Genomic DNA, 15,417 nt, shown 5'->3' with positions numbered 1-15,417 from the left:
TCGGCGGCCACGAAAAACCGTGGTGCTTTGCGCCTCCCGATCGGAGTAAGATCGACAGCCGATTTCTTCCGAAAAAGGATGCGCAATGAGCGACCAAGAGGCACGCGAGCCGGGGCTGTTGCAGCCCGTGGCGGGTGGCGGTTTGCTGGACCGCAGGCTGTTTCTGAAAAAAGGACTGGCGTTCGGCGCCGGCGCCGCACTCGTCGGGCACATGCGCCAAGGTCTGGCCGAAGAACCGCCTTGGATGAAGACGCCGGGCGAACCTTTCACCAATTACGGCCGCCCCTCGCCTCACGAAAAAGAGGCCATACGCTGGATCTCGGCCAATTCCGGCGCGCCGGGCAATGGCATTTCCTGGACCCCTCTGCATAAACTCGAAGGCATCGTCACGCCCAACGGTCTTCATTTCGAACGGCACCATAATGGCGTGCCGCAGATCGATCCGCACCAACATCGCCTATTGATTCACGGGCTGGTCGAAAATCCGCTGTCTTTCGGCATCGAAGACCTGTTGCGCTACCCGATGGTCTCCCGCCTCTGCTTCGTCGAATGCGGGGGCAACAGCAATGCCGGCTGGCACGAGGAGCCCATACAGACGCCCGTCGGCTATTTTCATGGTCTGGCCTCGTGCAGCGAGTGGACCGGCGTTCCGCTCGCCGTCATCCTGGACGAGGCCGGCCTGCGGCCCGACGCCCGCTGGCTCATCGCCGAAGGCGCGGACGCCGCCGCGATGAACATCAGCATTCCGGTCGAAAAAGCCATGGATGACGCGATTCTCGCGCTTTATCAGAACGGCGAACGCTTGCGCCCGGAGAACGGTTACCCGTTGCGACTGATACTGCCGGGATGGGAAGCGGTTCTCAGCGTCAAATGGCTGCGCCGCTTGCAGGCGGCGAATCAGCCGGTGATGGCCCGCAACGAAACCGCCAAGTACACCGAATTGCTGCCTTCCGGCAAGGCGCGGCAATTCACGTTCGTCATGGATGCGAAGTCGATCATCACCTTTCCCTCGCCCGGCCAGCATCTACGAGGTCCAGGCCTTTACCGGATCAGCGGCTTGGCCTGGAGCGGCCGGGGCCGGATCAAGCGGGTCGACATCTCGGCCGACGGCGGACGCAGTTGGGCGGAAGCGGCGCTGCAGGAACCGGTTTTGCCGCAATGTTTTACCCGTTTCCGCCTGCCGTGGCGCTGGGACGGCTCTCCCCTGGTGCTCAAAAGCCGCGCCGTGGACGAAACCGGCTATGTCCAGCCGGAGCGCCGGGCGCTCATTGCAGAACGCGGGCGGCACGGTTATTTCCACTATAACGCCATCGTCAGTTGGGCCGTGGCCGCCGATGGCACTGTGAGCCATGTCTATGCGTAACGATCGTAACCGAAGCGGGCCACGGTGGTTGGCCCCGGCACTACTTTTGTTCGGCATGAATGCCGCGGTCGCCGCCGCGCCGGAAAGCCCCAAGCTGGGCCGTCCCGCGTCGCCCGGTGAGATCGCGGCTCAGGACATCAACGTCTTCCCCGACGGCGCCGGTCTTCCGCCAGGCAAAGGCACGGCTCTCGAAGGCAAAGCCATCTTCGACATGAAGTGCGTATCCTGCCACGGGCCCAAAGGCATGGGCGGAAGCGCCGGCGAACTGGCCGGGGGCGGCTCTTTAACCGGCCCCCATCCGGACAAAAACATCGGCACTTATTGGCCTTACGCAACCACCCTGTTCGATTTCATCCGCCGCTCGATGCCCTTGGACGCACCCCGCAGTCTAAGCGAGGACCAGGTTTACGCGGTCACGGCTTACCTTTTGCATATTAACGGTATTGTCGACGAACGGGCGGAAATGAATGCGGGAACATTGCCTCGGGTCGTGATGCCGAATCGGGATGGTTTCGTGCAGGTTTGGCCGGGCGAAAAAGCGGAATAAAAACTCTCTCGGCGCTTGAGGCTAGGGCTCGCACCGAGCTTGTCGAAGAGTTTCAAGGCCTGCTTGGATAGGTTGTAATTCCAAATCGCCTTCAATCAGGAATTCATTTTGTAGGATGGGTAGAGCGAAGCGAAACCCATCGATGGTGGGTTAGGCCGCGCGGCCGTAACCCACTGAGCAGTCTCGGATCGGTGGGTTACGCTCCGCTAACCCACCCTACATAATGTTCACTCGAATGCCGAACGGAATAAGCCGATCCAGCCCCTCGCATAGATGGCAATGGTCCTGTTTTTGCATGATTACCTTCTTGGTCTCGTCAGAAGAGGAAAGGACGCATGCATAACCATAGCCCTTTGTGCTGGGTCGGCGAGCAATGCCGCAAGCCGGCGGTTTATGATCTCAGAAAGCCCATGAACGTACCCGGACTCACCGGCGAACACCGTTTCTTGTGTGAGGAGCACGGGCAACGGTTGTCGAAGCGATATCGGCAAAAATATCGAATGCACAAGGCGCATCGGTAGCGCCATTCGGACCGCCGATGGTGCCGAAGAATCCGTCAGAAGGATTTTAGAGCCGGACTATTATGACGCCGATTCCCGACAGCAATCCTTTTTCTCCGTTACAGCCTTGTACCGGAAGCCGCGACGACGCCGAATCGTCGTGACTGTGCTCAGTTTCGTAAAGTCCGCCCTCTTTTTCACCGGTACGCCGTCTTCAATTCCTCCATGTTTCGCTTCATCACCGTCAGAAAATCACCGTCTTCCGGTCGATTGGCGCAGGGGTCGAACACGACGCTTTCGATACCCATAGTCTTCAGCTTCGCGGCAATCTCCCGAGCGGGTTGGGCTTCCCAGATCATCCAGCGCGCCGAATGGTTCGCCCGCAGGCCCCGCAAGGCGCTCCACTCCGCGGCGGGCGGCATTTCGTCGGGCTCCCAGTGAACGCTTTTCAGATTCAGGCCGTAGCGGCGGGCCAGGTACTGATAGACAGGGTGGGAGGCAAGCAGCGGCCGGCGGAAATCGGCGGCAACCGTTTGTTTCATTTCGGCATCCAAGCCGGCAAGGTCATCCAGCAGCGGCTTCAGGTTTCCAGTCACTACGCTCTTCCATTCCGGCCGCTTTCGGACGATCGCATCGGCGACGGCCTGCGCCTGCTTTCCGGCCTGATCGAAATCCAGCCAGGTAGTGAAGGCTGAACCTTCGTGGGCGTGTCGGCCACCGGGTCCGTGGCTATGGACGACGGCGTTCTCGATCCGGAGATAAGCGTTCCGGAACGCCAGGGATGTGTTCGCCAGCCTGAGGCGCGGCAGGCTTACTTGAGGCAGCCATTTTTCGTAACCGGCACCGTTGAGGAGAATCAGGTCCGCTTTCTGCATTTCGCCCACCGTTTCGGCGCTGGGTTGCCAAAACGCCGGATCGGCGCCGGTCGGAACCGGAAGAACCACACGCGCCCTGGCGCCCGCCAGCCGCTCGGCGAAATAGGCCAGAGGATAGTTTGCGGCGACGATCTTCAATCCGGGTGAGCCGGCGGCGCTCGCCTGACCGGTAGTCGCCGCGACGGTTAAAAACAGCACGTACGGCGCGACTCGGCGCCATGAAAAAGAGATAAACACGGATAACTCCCTCAGGCGATAACGAAATGGCGGACGAATTCGGCTGCACCGGCACGGACCGCTTGCACCAGAACCAAGCCGAGGGTTCCGGCGCCCAGCGCGATGAGCGCGATTTCCGCGGCCATCAGCCGGACCACGGTCAGCGGCGAACAGCCGATCAGATGGATGGTCTCGATTTCGCGCTGCCGCAGTCGGAGCGACAGCGCGAAGACCAGCGCGACCATGAGCAGCGCGGCAGCGCCCAATGGCAGAAGAATGGCATCGAACAGCGCGCCGATGCGGAAGATGTTTTGCAGCAGGCTACGGGTCACGTCCAAGGGACGGACGATTTGCGTCTTGGCTTCGCTGTCCGGATAGCGTCCACGCAGCAGGGCGGCCGAACGCACGTCGCGCGGAACCGCGATCACCGCGCTGATGGGAAAGTCGGCCGGATCGCCGTGAAAGTGGAAGGATGCCAGGTTGTCCGGGGTGATTTCGGTGTAGGCCGAGACATCGCCCGATAACGGCGCGAACGCCGCATCCGCCCTGCCCGCCCCCGGCCCGGTCTCATGGCCGTGCCCCAATCCCTCGATCACCCAGGCCGTTTGAAGATCCACGAACACGGCCCGGTCGTCCGGGACGTGGGATTTCGCCAGGATGCCGACCACTTTCAACTTGAGCGGATGGACGCCGGCCAGGTCGAAAACGTTTTCCGGCGTCGTCGGAAGAACGTCCCCCGGTGCGAGTTTCAGACGCTCGGCGGCTTCGGCCCCCAGCACGCAATCCCCCAGCAGGGCCGGAAGAACGCCTTCCGCCGGGGCCAAGCCGCGGAATTCGAAATAATCCGTCGTGACGCCCACCAGGGGCAGGCCGCGAACCCGGAACCGGGCGTAAACCGGCAGCGGATCGGCCCAGCCGGTGGCCGCGATACGGTCGGCCTCGCCCATGCTTATGAACGCCGGAGCGTCGGTGAAATAAAGAGCGTTCAGCACCAGGTCCGCCGCGCTGCCTTGGGCCCCCACCAACAGGGGCGTAGCTTCGGCGCGCGCCGACATCCAGCGCTCGGCCTCGTCCAGGAGGCGGTGCAGAGCCTGAGGCAGCGCCGTGATCATGGCCAGACAAGCGGCCAGAATCAGGCTGCGGATCTTGTTGTGGCGAAGATAGCGCCAGGCGAGATAAAAATCGTGCTGCATCCGGTCAGCGGCGAAAAGCGCTCAGATCGATTACCCGATCGAAGCGCGGCAGGAGTTCGTGGTCGTGCGTGACCGCCGCCAGCGTCGCGCCGTTGCGCTCTGTCATCCGGAACAAAAGGCCGAGAATCCGACTCTTGTTGCCCGGATCGAGACTGCCGGTCGCCTCGTCCGCCAGGATCAGCCCCGGCTCCGGCAACAGCGCCCGGCATACCGCGACCCGCTGCCGTTCGCCTTGCGAAAGTTCCCGCGGCATCCGCTTTAGCTTGCCCATCAAACCCGCCGCCTCGGCCAGTTCCGCCGCTCGCTCCCTCACTCGCCCATTGAGCTTGAGAACCCTATTGATCCGGTAGGTATGCACGATGTTGTCGAGTACGTTCAAATATTCGAGGAGTTCCAGTTCCTGGAACACGAAGCCGATGCGCGAAACACGGAAGTTGCGCCGCTGACGGTCGCTGAGCTCGCGCATAGGCACGCCATCCACGCGGACGTTCCCGGACTGCGGGACCGCGATGCCGGCCATCAGCTTCAGCAGGGTCGTCTTGCCCGCCCCGCTGGCCCCGATCAAGGCGATTTTCTCGCCGCGGGAAATCCGGAGCTCGGGAACGGCGAGGCGGAATTCGGCGCCGGGGTAGCGAAATTCGAGGTCTTCGATTTGGATCATTACGTCGCCGGGTCCGTCCTGCGCCCTTCGGTAAACTCCAGGTCCGTGATCTTCAGACGGCCATCTTCCGCCTGGCGCAGGACCAGCCGCGCCGCGTAAAGCGTAGTCCGCGGGTGGGAATGGCCCCAATGGGACACCGCGCCGTGGGCGATCCAGCGGGCGGCGACCGTGCAGCGTCCGGATTTCGGGTCCACCGATTGGATTTCGCTGGAGAGAATCTCGACCCGCTCGACCCGACCGTCGCCGCCGAATCCCTTGCCCCGCCGCAACAAAGCCCGGCGCTGGCGAAGATAAATGTCGTCCAGAAGCTCCCCAGACAGGCTCATGGCCAGGCGGTCGTATGCCGCTTCCTCTTCCGGCAATTGAAAGGCCCGATAAACATTATGCAGCAGGGCCCGCAGCTCGGTTTTCATCGTCTCCTCCCCGAGAAGCGCCGGGACAGCACTCCCGGCATGGGCGGGAAAGTGCGCGATCTCCGGGTAAAAGGCGACGCACCCGGCCACGGCCAGGGTCACGCCCAGTTGGGCGCCGGTGCCCGGCGGCAAAAACCGGCGCCGTCGCCAGCGCCATCCGACGGCTGCCGCGAGGGCAATGCCGGCCGTGCGGAGTAATACGGTGCCGGGAGCGGATGCCACCGCCAAGGGTTGTTGGATCATCGAGGCGGCTTCCGACACAGCGGGATTTTTCAGCGCTTCCTCCACCGACCAGCGGAAGACCGGATCGCGCCGCGTCATCTCGGCTTCGAAAGTTTCGTCGTTCAGTTGCAGGCTGACCGGCCGCGATGCCCCGACGGCGTCGAACAGCTCCCAGGTCAGCTCTACGGCCTCAGCGGGACGCTCGGTCAGATAGACCAGAATCGCTCCCACCACGGCGGTAGCGCTGTCGACGGGCTCGCCGTCCGCAACGGTTTCCACGCCGCCGCGCCCGTAACGCATGAACTCGACCCGATCCAGCCGGGGCGTCGCCGCCTCACCGTCCAGGCGCAGCGAATTGCGATGCAGCAGCAGGTCGCCGATCGCCTGTTTCAGCCTTTCCCGCTCCGCGCCTTCGATGCGGTACGGATTCACGGGCGCAAAGTTCAGCCGCGGCAGAAGATCGCACAGCCTCAGCAGCAATTCGTGCCGCACTTCGTAAGGCTCGACATAGACGAAGGAGCGCGGTTCGGTGTGGCGGCGCGCCATTTCAGCATCATCGAATCGGGACCGCCACGAATCGTTCCAGTCCAATTGCAGGCGGGCCGGTTTCGACAAGGGCGCTAGATCGGCCACGGGCACGCCCCGGTGCAGAACGATCAGACCCAAGTCCTTGCCGGCGCGCTCCGGGGGCAGCAGGTGCAAGGTCCTCGGCCGCCGGACCAAGGGATAATTCAGATCGGCCTCGTAATATGCCTCCGCGGTTCGGCGCCGGTCTTTCGATGAGTCCACCCTCGCCACGGACACGGGTTTCGCTTCCGGCAGCGGCTGCCGATCCGCCACGATGCGCAGAAGTTGCCCCGCAAGCTCCGAAGCGGGAGTATCGTCCGCACGGCCGAGCAGCGAGCGCAACCGGGGCAAACCGCTTTCCCGAAGGCGCAGGTTGACCGTGATCGAGTCAGCTTCGACGGCGACTTCGGCGAGAGCCGCGTAACTGCCGAACTCCGCCCAATCCGCCCGAGTCGGCCACGCCGAACCGAACAGCAGGAGCATCGCCAGAATGCCGCTGCCGTGTGCGCATCGGCCGCAAACGGGTCGAACGGCCGGTGCTTTCATGGAATCTGGCGCGCCGGCGCCGGCCGTTCGGCGTCATCATTCGCCGCGCGGACCGGAAGCTTGGGCCTTATTCCCCGATAGACGCGCCAGCATACGACCGACAGAACAATGGCGACGATCAGGGCGAACAAGGCGCCGGGCCAACGGTTGGACGGGTTCGGAATGGCGATGCCGACGCTGAACGGCACCCTCAGCCGATCGTCCTCGCTGACGAAGCCGTCGTTTTCGCCGAACACGGCGATCACGGCATAATGGCCGGGTTCCGTGATGTCGGTGTGAATTTCCGCCGTACCGTTCCGGTAGACCGCAGCCGGCGTTTCCGCCAGGGTACGTTTTTCCTTCGGAAGTCGACCGTCATCGCCGAACTCCTCCTCGACCACACGCAGGCTGACAGGCATGTTGCGAACATCGCGGTCGAGCAGGTCGAGGGTCAGATAGGTCTTGCCGGGCCGCGGGACTTCCTGGCAGTACTTGACGAAATCGGTTTGCTCCCCTTCATGACGCCCTTCCTGCAGAGCGGTGAAGTGCACGGCGTAGAAGTCGTTGGCCACCAAACAGCTCATCGACGCGCCCTGATACATCTGGCGACCGTTGGAACTGTCGCGCGGAATGCCGGCGGCGGATGCGGCGCCCGCCGCCAGGACGAGCGCGGCAACGGCCGCGCGGTTCGCGAGACGCCGAAAGAAACCCGGCTCGTGGAGAATCATCGGAAAGCCCTCCTTACTTGGCTTGAAGCTGAAAGAAATACTTGCCGCTCACGACGTGACCGTCCGCGGACAGCACCCGGTAGCGCACCATGTACCGGCCGGGCGCCAGATTTTCCACCGATGCCCGCAGCCGCGAACGGTCGGTGAAGTCCAGCCGGGCATCATGCTTGTCCACCCGCTTGCCGTTGGCGTCGATGACCGCGACTGCCAGGAATGCGTCGCCCACCCCTTCGTTGAAGGTCAACAGCACCTCCGAGGGAGCTTCGGAAACGACCGCTTCACGGTCGGGTACGGCCTTCACCAGAATCGCGTGCGCCGCAAGCTCGGGACTGGCCAGTGCCGATCCTGCCAGAATCAGTAATAAGTGCCGTCTTAGGGTGTTCATCGTCATAGGGAGAGAATGGCCATCGCCAAAGCCTTGCCGCCGCCGGGCCGCGCCATTGTCCAAAACGCCCTGAACCCCCAGGGCGTCGCCACGATTCGGGGGTGATCGGCGTTGGCATCCGGCGGCGTCAGGGCAACCGGGACCGACCAATGCCTACCGCCATCCCTGGACCTGACCAGGTACACGGCGGCGCCCTCGGCGCCGGCTCGGCTGAACACGATGGCCAGATCGGACGCGGACAGCGCTGCAATGTCGCTTTCCCGGCTTTGCCCGTCGCCCAGCAGAAAAGGCGGCTCCCAGTGTTTTCCAAGATCGGAGGATCGCGAGTAGAAGAGCCCGGGCGATTCTTCCTTTCCGGTCCAGGCGACGCTGTGCAATACGGTTTGCCCGCCGGTTCCGGTTATGGCCAGCCCGCCTCCGCAATGAGGACAGCCGGTGAAATTCCAGCCGGCGATCCCCACCGGTCCGAGATCGAGCCAACCGCCGCCGTTCAACGGGCCGCGAAGGAGGCGCATGTCGTGCGGATCGGCGTCCCGGTACAGCACCGCCACGCTGCGATCCGGAAGTGCGCCGATCCGAGTCCAGCAGCAGGTGCAGACCGCCGGATCCAGGGTAGTCCGGCTGCTCCAGTTGAGGCCGTCCCGAGATGCTGCGTAGCGGAGACCCTGGGTGTTGCCGTTTTCCTCGCGGTCGTCGAGCCAGACGAGGTGAAAGCGTCCATCCCCGCCGACGGTGAGCGCCGGATAGCTCTGATTGTTCAGAGGGTCGCCAGCGGCCGGATTCTGGCCACGGCGCCAAGTCCGCCCTCCATCCTCCGAAGCGGCGACGATCAAGGGTCCCGTGCCCGGCAGTTCGCCCCGCGCCTGCCAGACGGCGACGATGCGCCGGCCGTACACAGCCAGGCGGGCATCGTTGCCGCGCCGGGAAATCACGGGGGCCTCTCCGCTCCCGTCGAGAAACCTGGGCTCGCTCCAGGTTTTCCCGCCATCCGCCGACCCCAGGTAAGCCACCCGGTCGCGCTCGCCGAAACGTCCAGCCAATAGCCCGTGTATCGTCCCCTGCTCCACGACCAGGTCCAAGCTCCTCGTTTCGGCCAAACCGGCGACGGCCACAAGAAGTTGCCGTTCTGCGATCGCCTCGGCCGACGCGGCCGCGAGACAGCCGAGCAATACGATCCCCATGGACAGCGGCGTCCGAAAGGCCGGATTCGATCGGTCAATGATAAGCACATTCATATCCGTGAAAATGATGGTTCCAACGTCCCAACGGGCGGCACACCCAGGATGTGCAAACGCCAAAATACCAATCAATTCCTGTGCCAGCAGGATATCGGCTTAAAAACAATCAGTTATAAATAAGTTAGGTATTAGGTATAAGGGAAATGACAGAGGTATTGGGGGAAATCGCGGATCGGATAACAGCAAATAGAAGTAGGTTTATTGGCATCTCCTTTCGATTACTGCAACATATTTGATACATATTAAAAACCTGTTGCCTCGAGTGATATACATAATGCCGCTCGAAAAATATTCTCATCTCGGCCCGACCTTTACCTGCCATTTATGTTTTTTCACACAGCACATTATGGGGTTTCGCATAGTCCTCGCAAGAGCTCTAATAAGCGGCATGATAGGCGCGCATAATAGTCCTGTGATATCCAACAGTATTTCATTAGATAATGCGTCATTTCCCATAATAGAATTTCCTGCTACGTCTTTTATTTCGGCATTACAACCTTAATTTTCAGTTCGTTACAGAGACGGCAAGCCATTCTTAGACAGCACCGTCAATACAGACCACTCCAGCACTGAATCGTCATTTGACGCAGCGACATACCAAGGCACATAACTTGCCTTATATATGGCGGCTGAATGCGGGGCACGTTCTCCCTCTGATATTCATGCCGCCCGCGACGCTTTTTCGGTGTTACGGACCACCGAGAATTCACCGCGGTCGCGGGCTATTTTTTAATCGTATCGATACAAGGAGCATTACATGAGAGGCAATTCGATGATGCGTATTATCTTGGCCCTGTTTCTCAGCCTGAGCGCGGGCGTCAGCATTGCTGGCGGGCGTTATGCCGATCCGCCGCCGAATCTGGTGGAAGTGCAGAAAGCCAGCCAATCGGCTTTGGACGCGGCCAAGCAGGGCAACAAGGATGCGGCTTTGGACAGCGCCAAGCAGGCGCGCAAATTGGCGGTGGCTTCTTATAAGGAAAAAAGCACGATGCCCATGCAGAATTCCAGCAGCCGATTGAAAGCGGTGATTGCCGATCTGGAAAACGGAGGGCAACCTACGACTGCCGTTACGACGCTGGAAGAAGTCGTCAAATTGATCAACGACGAGGTCGAATACTATAAGAAAGAAGGAAAGCTCTAGCGATTATTCAGGCCAACCACACACCCGAAGCATGCGATAGGAGACCAGCATGGACATGAGCAAGCACTTGGCGATCGTCATTTCGATCGGTTTGATCTTGGCGGGATGCGGCAAGGAAGGCCCGTTCGGCAATACGCCGGGGCCCAAGAAGCCGGAGCAGCACGCGGCGCCTTTGGGCGAACTATCCCGCTAGAGCGGTTTCGGGGAGGATTGGATGATTGGGGTAGCTGTGCGCGTTTTCTTCCACGATAGCGCGTACGGTGCACCCCATCACCTCGTCCAGCTTCTAGGGATGTATAAGCTAATGGATGATTTCTTAAGGAGGCGGCTTTAACCGGGTCCGCTCCCGCACAAACATCTGGACACTTTGCCATAACGCGGCGCGACGGCCGCACACACTTGCAGGCACTCCTCGAAAAATACCGGATTGTTTACATCGAGATTTGATCCCTCGGCTAGGTTTCGCGGGACGGAAGCCGAAGCTTCAGCGGTCGGAATTCGCAGCATACCGACGATTCCCGTTCTTGAGTCCCTGAACGATTCCGTTCGGCACGGTGGTTGCTGTCATTCTTGAAATATTATTCTGAGCCCATGAAAACCCGACTCCATTTTTCCATTCATTCAATAGTTGGCTGGGGACTCGGTATCGCGCTGGGCACGCTGGCCGAACCCGTGCTGGCCCACCCCCAACCCGAAGAGGAAAATCCATCCTCTCTACTTGTTTTGGATACCGTGGAGGTCCAGGGCCGCGCCACCGATCTTTTGGGGGCCGCCAATTCCGCGTCGCAAGGCGTGGTAGGACAGCCCGAATTCAAATACCGCCCGCTGTCCCGCGTCGGCGAACTGGTGGAAGTGGTGCCGGGCGCCCTCGCCACCCAGCACAGCGGCACCGGCAAAGCGAACCAGTATTTCCTGCGCGGCTTCAACCTGGACCATGGCACCGACTTCAGCGTCACCGTGGACGGCGTCCCCATGAACCTGCCCACCCACGCTCACGGGCAGGGTTATCTGGATCTGAACGGCATCATTCCGGAACTGGTGGACCGGGTGGAATACGGCAAGGGGCCTTACTACGCCGACGTGGGCGATTTTTCCTCCGCTGGCTATGCGCGCATGCACACCCTGCACCGACTACCGCAAGGATTCGTGAAGTTCACCGGCGGCGAATACGACTATTACCGCGTCGTGGCGGCGAACTCGAACGCGCTGGGAACGGGCGATCTCCTCTACGCCGCCGAAGTCAACTTCAATGACGGTCCCTGGAAGCGGCCGGAAGAACTCGACAAGTTCAACGGCATGTTGCGCTATACCATCGACCGTGAAGATTGGGGACTGGCGCTGCACGGCAAGGCCTATCGCGCCCAATGGAACGCCACCAATCAGATCCCGGAACGCGCCGTGCAATCCGGGCAAATCGATCTTTACGGAACAATGGACCCCAGCGATGCCGGCAAGACCGACCGCTACAGCCTGTCCGGCGACTTCTGGAGCCGCGGCGATTCGTACAAGAATCAGCTTAACGTGTACGCGGCTTACTACGATGTCGCCCTGTTCTCCAATTTCACCGGTTTTCTCGACGACCCCGTCCACGGCGATCAAATCGGCCAGAAGGAACGACGCGTGATCGTGGGCGGCAGCGGAGAGCAGACCTGGTTCAACCGGTGGTTCGGCTTGGATATGGACAACACGCTGGGTTTCCAGGTCCGGCACGATGCCATCATGGACCTGACCCTGAACCGTACCGAACGGCGCCGCACCATCGGGTCGGTCAGCCGGGGCGATGTGGACGAAACCAGCCTCTCGTTCTACTTCAGCAACCAGACCCACTGGCTACCGAAATTCCGCACCGTGGCCGGGCTCAGAAGCGACACCTTTTTCTTCGACGTGGCCGACCGTCTTATCCCGCAAAATTCCGGCAGCGAGACCGCTTCCATCGTCAGCCCCAAGCTCAGTCTGATCTTCGGCCCCTGGCAAGATACCGAATTCTTCGTCAACCTGGGCTACGGCTTTCACTCCAACGACGCCCGCGGCGTGACCACGCGAGCCGACCCCACCGACCCCACGCTTCCGCAAAGCAGCGTGCCGCCGCTGGCCAAGCAACGGGGCGCCGAAGGCGGCATACGGAGTCAGTACGTGAAAGGACTCAACACCACCCTCGCGGTGTGGTGGCTGGAGTCCGACTCGGAACTGGTGTTCGCCGGAGACGCCGGCACCACCGAGCCCACCGGTAAAAGCGAACGCTACGGAGTCGAGTGGACCAATTTCTACAAGCCGGTCGACTGGCTGACCCTGGACGCCGATTTCGCCTTCACTTCGGCCAGCTATCGGGACGCGCCGCGCGGCGCCAACGACATTCCCAATTCCGTGGGTCGGGTCATCAGCGCCGGTGCGGTCGCCGAGCTGCCTTACAACTTTTTCGCCACGGTGAGGCTGCGCCACTTCGGTCACGTGCCGCTCACGGAGGACGGCAGCGTCGACGCGGGCGACACGACCCTGGTCAATCTCGGCGCGGGCTATCAATACCGGCAACTGAAACTTGCCGTGGACGTCTTCAACCTGTTCGATTCGAAAAGCAACGATATCGCCTACTACTACACCTCGCGACTTCCGGGCGAACCGCCCGAGGGGGTCGACGGCGTTCTCAAACATCCGGTCATGCCGCGGCAGGTACGGGTCACGGCATCGGTCAGCTTTTGAACGAATTGAGACCCGGAAGTGTCCCGATCGATCCAGAGGCAAACCGGTGTGTCGGCAAGGGGTTGCCGACCTACTGACCTATAATGGCTCGACACGAGGCAGAAATTCGTAGGTCGGCAATCCCTTGCCGACATATCGGGTCCGACGGGGCGCTTTTGACGGCGATTCTTCCTAAGTCCTGCCTATAATGCCCCCAATGCGAACATAGGCAGCGAACGACGCCATGAACAAAGACCTCGAAATCAGACGAGTCGATATCCACAAACTCGACGTGCCCCTGATCGCACCGTTCACCATCGCCTCGTCGAGACTCGATCGCGTCCGCAACGTCGCGGTGCAAGTCACGCTCGCGGATGGATCGGAAGGATGGGGCGAGACCTCGACCTTGCCTCCCGTAACGGCCGAGGATCAGGCGATCGCGCTGGACGCGCTGAAGCAGGAGGCCGGCCGCTTGAAGGGACGACACGCCGGGGAATGGCGGCGGATCTCGGCGGAACTCCTCGAACGCGTCCCGAACTTCCCGTCGGTCCGGGCCGGCATCGAGATGGCGCTAATCGATGCCTTGGCGCGCCATTGCGGAATTCCGCTGCTCCGGTTTTTCGGCGGGTTTCAAAACCGGCTCGCCACCGACATCACCATACCCATTTGCGCCGCCGAGGACGCGGAAATTCTGGCCCGGCAATACCGCGGCGAAGGTTTCGAAATCCTCAAGGTCAAGATCGGCCTCGATCGCTCCGACGATATCGGCCGGCTCCTGGCCATCAGGCGCGGGCATCCGAGCAGCCGTTTGATTCTCGATGCCAATGCCGGCTATTCGTCCGACGAAGTCTTCGCCCTGCTAAGGGAACTTCGCCTCGCCGGCATCGAGCCCGCGCTGCTCGAACAGCCCGTCGCGCGAGAGGATTGGGACGGTCTCGCAAAGCTTGCCCGCGAAGCCGGCGTACCGGTGGCCGCCGACGAATCCTGCAGGACGCCAGAGGATGCTTTCCGAATCGTACGGGACCGCCTGGCCCAGGTGATCAACATCAAGCTGGTCAAGTGCGGCGTGGTCCGGGCGCTCGAAATCGCCGCCATCGCCCGCGCCGGCGGGCTGGACCTCATGATCGGCGGCATGGTCGAAACTCGGTTGGCCATGGGCTCCAGCGCGCATTTCGCGGCGGGACTCGGCGGCTTTCAATGGGTCGACCTGGATACGCCGATGCTGCTCGCAGACGATCCGGTGGAAGGCGGCTGCAAACCGGCCGGCCCCAATTATTTGCTGGATGCGGAAACCGCAGGGCATGGGGGAGGGCTATGCAAGTTTTGATTAATCTCTGCGCAGAGTTTGAAACGATACGCAATGCGTACTGCCTAGCGACACGGCTCTTTTTCGGCGGGCTCAGGAAACCGGGAATTCGTAGGGTGGGTTAGGCCGCGAGGCCGTAACCCACCGAGCGACCTCGAATCGGTGGGTTACGCTCCGCTAACCCACCCTACGATGAGTGTTCACTCGAATGCCGAATGGAATTACGCGCACTCCCGCACCGCCCGGCCGTTGATCACTGCGCTTCAAGTGCGCCGTAACCCACGAAAGCAACGCTCGGTGGCCTTGCCGCTCGCTTTGATGGGTTACGGCGCACGCCTGGCTTGCTGGGTTGCGCGGATGGTCCGGGCGCACCCACCCCACCCCACCACGGGCCCTCGGCAAGCCCGAGTGAAATTCAGGAAACGAACGTTCCCTTGTTCCGCGACTTCGTCTGTTCCGCATATTCCTGCTCGTTGCGCTGCCACTTCGACCGGCCGTAGAGATAACCCACGAAGGTCCAAACCAGGACGCCCAGTATCAGACGAAACGGAAGATTGCCCTGGGTGCTGAAGATATCGCCGAACACCTGGTGTTGATACACCATGGTAGAAAAGACAAACATGAACCCGCCCCATTGCAGCACGCCATGAGTCCAAACGAAGCGGCGTTTCCCGCGCGCTCGGGTTTGCTCCCATTCAGCCAGGCGTTGCGGCGTCCAGGTTTTTTGGGTGTCTTTCATATCGATTCCGATCCAATGGGCTCTGTACGAAATTTCGCATAGGCCGATCCGCGCCGAAAAACGCGCAGTAATTCCAAATCGCTTTCAATCCGGCATTCATTTTGTAGGATGGGTAGAGCGAA

At 61.5% G+C, this 15,417-nt stretch carries 15 protein-coding genes; 7 read left to right on the top strand and 8 right to left on the bottom strand.

Annotated elements, in window-relative coordinates; genetic code table 11:
* The first annotated feature begins 85 nt into the window (after positions 1–85).
* The 3 genes from soxC to B2A78_RS11420 all read left to right on the top strand — a co-directional run bounded on the left by soxC (position 86) and on the right by B2A78_RS11420 (position 2,431).
* Positions 86–1,363, top strand: a complete 1,278-nt coding sequence (soxC, locus tag B2A78_RS11430; RefSeq protein WP_077730121.1) for a sulfite dehydrogenase — start codon at positions 86–88, stop codon at positions 1,361–1,363.
* Positions 1,356–1,910, top strand: coding sequence for a cytochrome c (locus tag B2A78_RS11425; RefSeq protein WP_240502493.1), 555 nt, complete (start codon positions 1,356–1,358; stop codon positions 1,908–1,910). The genes soxC and B2A78_RS11425 overlap by 8 nt, the downstream gene beginning before the upstream one ends.
* Positions 1,911–2,245: 335 nt before the next feature.
* On the top strand, positions 2,246–2,431 hold the full coding sequence (locus B2A78_RS11420) for a hypothetical protein (RefSeq protein ID WP_077730119.1): 186 nt from the start codon (positions 2,246–2,248) through the stop codon (positions 2,429–2,431).
* A 176-nt stretch (positions 2,432–2,607) separates the two neighbouring features.
* On the opposite strand, the gene B2A78_RS11415 is transcribed toward B2A78_RS11420, so the two are convergent.
* Genes B2A78_RS11415 through B2A78_RS11385 form a run of 7 tightly spaced genes read right to left on the bottom strand, consistent with a single transcriptional unit; the run spans position 2,608 to position 9,424 of the window.
* The gene (locus B2A78_RS11415; RefSeq protein WP_240502492.1) at positions 2,608–3,522 is read right to left on the bottom strand and encodes a metal ABC transporter substrate-binding protein; all 915 of its coding nucleotides are present in this window, start codon (positions 3,520–3,522) and stop codon (positions 2,608–2,610) included.
* Between the two features lie 11 nt (positions 3,523–3,533).
* Complete coding sequence (locus tag B2A78_RS11410; protein WP_077730118.1) at positions 3,534–4,694, bottom strand: ABC transporter permease; 1,161 nt, start codon at positions 4,692–4,694, stop codon at positions 3,534–3,536.
* A 4-nt stretch (positions 4,695–4,698) separates the two neighbouring features.
* Complete coding sequence (locus B2A78_RS11405; protein WP_077730117.1) at positions 4,699–5,355, bottom strand: ATP-binding cassette domain-containing protein; 657 nt, start codon at positions 5,353–5,355, stop codon at positions 4,699–4,701.
* Positions 5,355–7,103 (bottom strand): hypothetical protein, encoded by a 1,749-nt coding sequence (locus B2A78_RS11400; protein ID WP_143735150.1) that lies wholly within the window; start codon positions 7,101–7,103, stop codon positions 5,355–5,357. Before B2A78_RS11400 ends, B2A78_RS11405 begins: the two co-directional genes overlap by 1 nt.
* Entirely contained in the window at positions 7,100–7,810 is a 711-nt protein-coding gene (locus B2A78_RS11395; RefSeq protein ID WP_077730116.1) for a hypothetical protein, read from the bottom strand. The genes B2A78_RS11400 and B2A78_RS11395 overlap by 4 nt, the downstream gene beginning before the upstream one ends.
* Before the next feature lie 13 nt (positions 7,811–7,823).
* Positions 7,824–8,195, bottom strand: a complete 372-nt coding sequence (locus tag B2A78_RS11390; protein ID WP_077730115.1) for a copper resistance CopC family protein — start codon at positions 8,193–8,195, stop codon at positions 7,824–7,826.
* A gap of 2 nt (positions 8,196–8,197) precedes the next feature.
* Positions 8,198–9,424, bottom strand: coding sequence for a sialidase family protein (locus B2A78_RS11385; protein ID WP_168175398.1), 1,227 nt, complete (start codon positions 9,422–9,424; stop codon positions 8,198–8,200).
* 766 nt (positions 9,425–10,190) lie between these two features.
* On the opposite strand from B2A78_RS11385, the gene B2A78_RS11380 reads away from it, so the two are divergent.
* From B2A78_RS11380 to B2A78_RS11370, 4 genes are all read left to right on the top strand, one after another.
* Positions 10,191–10,574 carry a hypothetical protein gene (locus B2A78_RS11380; protein ID WP_077730113.1) on the top strand — a complete coding sequence of 128 codons (384 nt, stop codon included), beginning with the start codon at positions 10,191–10,193 and terminating at the stop codon, positions 10,572–10,574.
* A gap of 49 nt (positions 10,575–10,623) precedes the next feature.
* The gene (locus tag B2A78_RS26045; protein ID WP_166642553.1) at positions 10,624–10,767 is read left to right on the top strand and encodes a hypothetical protein; all 144 of its coding nucleotides are present in this window, start codon (positions 10,624–10,626) and stop codon (positions 10,765–10,767) included.
* A gap of 398 nt (positions 10,768–11,165) precedes the next feature.
* Positions 11,166–13,271, top strand: coding sequence for a TonB-dependent receptor (locus tag B2A78_RS11375; RefSeq protein ID WP_077730112.1), 2,106 nt, complete (start codon positions 11,166–11,168; stop codon positions 13,269–13,271).
* 223 nt (positions 13,272–13,494) lie between these two features.
* Positions 13,495–14,577 (top strand): dipeptide epimerase, encoded by a 1,083-nt coding sequence (locus tag B2A78_RS11370; protein ID WP_077730111.1) that lies wholly within the window; start codon positions 13,495–13,497, stop codon positions 14,575–14,577.
* A 394-nt stretch (positions 14,578–14,971) separates the two neighbouring features.
* Here the strand turns inward: B2A78_RS11370 and B2A78_RS11365 are convergent, their stop codons facing one another.
* Positions 14,972–15,295, bottom strand: a complete 324-nt coding sequence (locus B2A78_RS11365) for a hypothetical protein (RefSeq protein WP_077730110.1) — start codon at positions 15,293–15,295, stop codon at positions 14,972–14,974.
* Positions 15,296–15,417: the final 122 nt, after the last annotated feature.

It is taken from the genome of Methylocaldum sp. 14B (genome assembly GCF_002005105.1).
Lineage (GTDB): Bacteria > Pseudomonadota > Gammaproteobacteria > Methylococcales > Methylococcaceae > Methylocaldum.
Note: the sequence above shows the minus strand (reverse complement) of the source record. Positions and strands in the feature narration are given on the sequence as shown.